At 52.3% G+C, this 2,916-nt stretch carries 4 protein-coding genes and 1 pseudogene; 1 reads left to right on the top strand and 4 read right to left on the bottom strand.

The genetic code is table 11. The features are described from left to right. Positions 1–601: pseudogene (locus ACMP1L_RS14015) on the top strand (penicillin-binding Tp47 domain C-containing protein); the annotation flags it as partial. A 121-nt stretch (positions 602–722) separates the two neighbouring features. Here the strand turns inward: ACMP1L_RS14015 and ACMP1L_RS14020 are convergent. Genes ACMP1L_RS14020 through ACMP1L_RS14035 form a run of 4 tightly spaced genes read right to left on the bottom strand, consistent with a single transcriptional unit; the run spans position 723 to position 2,663 of the window. Next, positions 723–929 (bottom strand): YbaK/EbsC family protein, encoded by a 207-nt coding sequence (locus ACMP1L_RS14020; RefSeq protein WP_418453384.1) that lies wholly within the window; start codon positions 927–929, stop codon positions 723–725. An 18-nt stretch (positions 930–947) separates the two neighbouring features. Next, complete coding sequence (locus ACMP1L_RS14025) at positions 948–1,202, bottom strand: cyclase family protein (protein WP_418453385.1); 255 nt, start codon at positions 1,200–1,202, stop codon at positions 948–950. 32 nt (positions 1,203–1,234) lie between these two features. Continuing rightward, positions 1,235–1,927 (bottom strand): alpha/beta fold hydrolase, encoded by a 693-nt coding sequence (locus ACMP1L_RS14030; protein ID WP_418453386.1) that lies wholly within the window; start codon positions 1,925–1,927, stop codon positions 1,235–1,237. After that, positions 1,896–2,663, bottom strand: a complete 768-nt coding sequence (locus ACMP1L_RS14035) for an EFR1 family ferrodoxin (RefSeq protein ID WP_418453387.1) — start codon at positions 2,661–2,663, stop codon at positions 1,896–1,898. The genes ACMP1L_RS14030 and ACMP1L_RS14035 overlap by 32 nt, the downstream gene beginning before the upstream one ends. Positions 2,664–2,916 lie beyond the last annotated feature (253 nt).

A 2,916-nucleotide genomic window follows, 5' to 3' on the forward strand; every position in this document is an offset into this window, starting at 1 on the left:
CGCCGGTTCCTACCACGTCAACGCAGATGGCACCGACATCACCGGCGTTTCCTTCCCGGTCAAGGTGCTGACCCCGTGGGCGCTGAAGAATGCAAAGCAGGTCACCGATGCCGACAGCTACGACATTACCGTTACCCTGAAGGGCAAGGAATCCACCACCACCTACACCGGCGCAGATGCCTTGTTTGAGAACGAGAGCTACGCTTACTACAAGCTCAGTGAGACCCCTGCCTACTACATCACCGCATGGTATAACCTGCTGAGCGGCAAGTGGGAGTTTGGCAAGGTCCACGCCACCGAGACCACCGTAGAGGGCACCACTGTGGAGCTGAATACCAACGGTCACCGCGCCACCTACGAGATGAAAATCTCCGGTTTTGATCTGGACTATAAGACCAACAAGGTCTACGGCGTAGTTCTGACCACCGCCGATGGCAGTGAGTACGGCCTGCGTCATCTGGCCAACATCTGGCATGGTACCAAGCTGGGCCTCAATGCCGATGATCCTTACTTTGCATCCATCATCGGCAAGACGATCACTCAGATCACCTTCTACACCGCCGACGGCGTGTATGTCCTGCCGGTCAGCGTGGCTCTGTGAATACACGGGAAACTGCCTAATTTATTGTAAAATATAACACAAAAGGGCAAGGTCTCCTGCATGCAGGCGGCTTTGCCCTTTTTTTATTGCAGATGGAGCCCAATCGCAGAGTCAACAGTTTTTACGTCTGCAATACGGAATCAATATTGCCGGCATTACTCTGCGAATCACAAAAGGGTCCAGCCAACAATGTTTTGGCGATGCTGGCAGGCTCTACGCCCAATGCGTGAGCTGCCTCTGCCACGGTTGCCGAGGACTCGTTCAGCACAATGACATGGTCTCCCAGACCTTTTTCTTCCAGGTCTGCTTTTGCTTTTTCAAAGGACATTTTCCCACTTCCCCACTCTTATTCGGTGATGGCCCAGACCCGTGCGGGCAGACCAGTTGCACCTTCAATGCGGGGATAAGAAACGACGACCACCGCACCGGCAGGCTGAACTTTATCCAGATTTGCAAGCACCTCCACCTGCAGCTTGTCGTTGTCCAGAACATAGCGCTCGCAGGCAAGGTCTCCCTTTTCCTCCGCCACCGCAGAGGAATCGGTATCCAGCGTTTCGTGGCCGTTGGCGGCAGCCTGTGCCGCCCGTTCTTCGATGTTCATTTTACAGTCCTCTTTCTTTGATGAATCGTAGTTTATTCGATATGATCATAAAATTCCTGTAACACTGCTGCCAATTCCTCCGGAGCTTCTATGTTTGCTTCATGACCTGCTTTCAGAAGTTCACGGTAGCAGGAATCGCTCAAATAACCGGCAAGTTCCTTTGAGGCTTTTTTATTTGCGTTGTCCTTTTCCCCACAAACGATCAATACAGGACAAGACACCTTACATAACGAATCTCTGAAATCCAATTCTGCCATTGTACCGCACAAGCTGATCACATCTGCTTTTTTGAATCCAAATTGCTTGAACGTTGCATTTGGCATAAAGCGGAACAGCATATTCTGGAATTTCAATAATTTTTTAGGCATTTTGTATTGTGCCGCAATTAGCACAAACGCCTTTACTTTGTCCGGATGGTCTATCGCATAATTAAGTGCCAGAACAGCACCCAAGGAAAGCCCGCACAAGACGATTTCGTCATTTTCCTTGTTGCACTCTTCTGAGAATGCAGTATACAGATCCTTATAGGTGGCCGCTTTTCCTTCCAGCATCTCTGCCAAGCTCAAGCTGGCGCTGCTGTCCGAAACCGTCGTTTCTTTTATTACTCTGTCCCAACTGTCTGGCTTTTGTCCTAATCCATGCAAGTATAAATACTTCATCTGTTTTTCACCATCGTCGGTTTTCCTTTTTTCTTCATACGTCCTGCTGCTTTTCCAGCGCTTCAAAGTGATACCGGGGCTTTCCCCTGCTCTTTTTGCCGTACTCGATGGCCTCTTTGGGGCAATAGCAGATGCACGCCATGCAGTGGGTGCAGTTTTTGCCCCAGACCGGTTTGCCGTTTTCCAGACGGATGTTGTTCAGGGGGCACAACTCCACGCACTTACCGCAGCCGATGCAGGCGTCCGTTGCCCGGAAGGCATCCGCTTTTACAAAAAAGCGATAGAACACCGGGTTCACTGGGCCGCTCATAAGGCGGTCGTAGAGGTTCTCTCTCGGCGGGGGAAATTCCCGCCCGGCTCTGAGCCGGGTCAGCACCTTCTGAAGCGCAGGCTCTGCCTGCTCCACGATGCTCCGTGCCTGCTCCTTTCGGGGTGCATTGAACATGGCAATGTAGTTTTCCGGCATGATGATCTGGGCTGTGCCCATATACTGCAGCTGCTTTTGCGCTGCAAGCTGCCGGTTATAGCCTGCCGCATTGCCAATTTCGCTGCCACAATCCATCACAAACCAGATGCACTCTGCCCCGGTCAGTGCGGTCTTGCCCAGCCACTCGGACACCACCCGGGGGATACGCCATGCGTAGGTAGGCGTTACCAGCACCACATCCCGGCCAGTCTGCACCGGGGCAGTATCCCCTGCCTTGATGCAGGCGTTCAGGTCGAAAAGCGGCATCTCCAGCCCTTCGGCAATGCGCCGCGCCAGATACCGGCTGTTGCCGGTTCCCGTAAAATAAAGTACCATGGCTGCTCCCTCGTTTTTTGTGTGGTTTTCGGTTGCCTGTCCGCCCGGCAAACTGGAACTTGTCGGGGCGAGGCCCCTCCATCTTTCTGCCGCAAGACCGTTCGGTCGCTTGAAAGCCCCACTGGGGCTTTCATTGTTCCGCTTCGCTCCACAAACGCGAATTGTTTACTTCTTCGTCTTAGGCGCAATAAGCAACATGACTGTCACAAGAATATATAAACCATACAGTAACCAAGTAATGGTATTGTTCCAA

Origin of the sequence: Ventrimonas sp. (genome assembly GCF_048380235.1) — a bacterium.
Classification (GTDB): domain Bacteria; phylum Bacillota; class Clostridia; order Lachnospirales; family Lachnospiraceae; genus Brotaphodocola.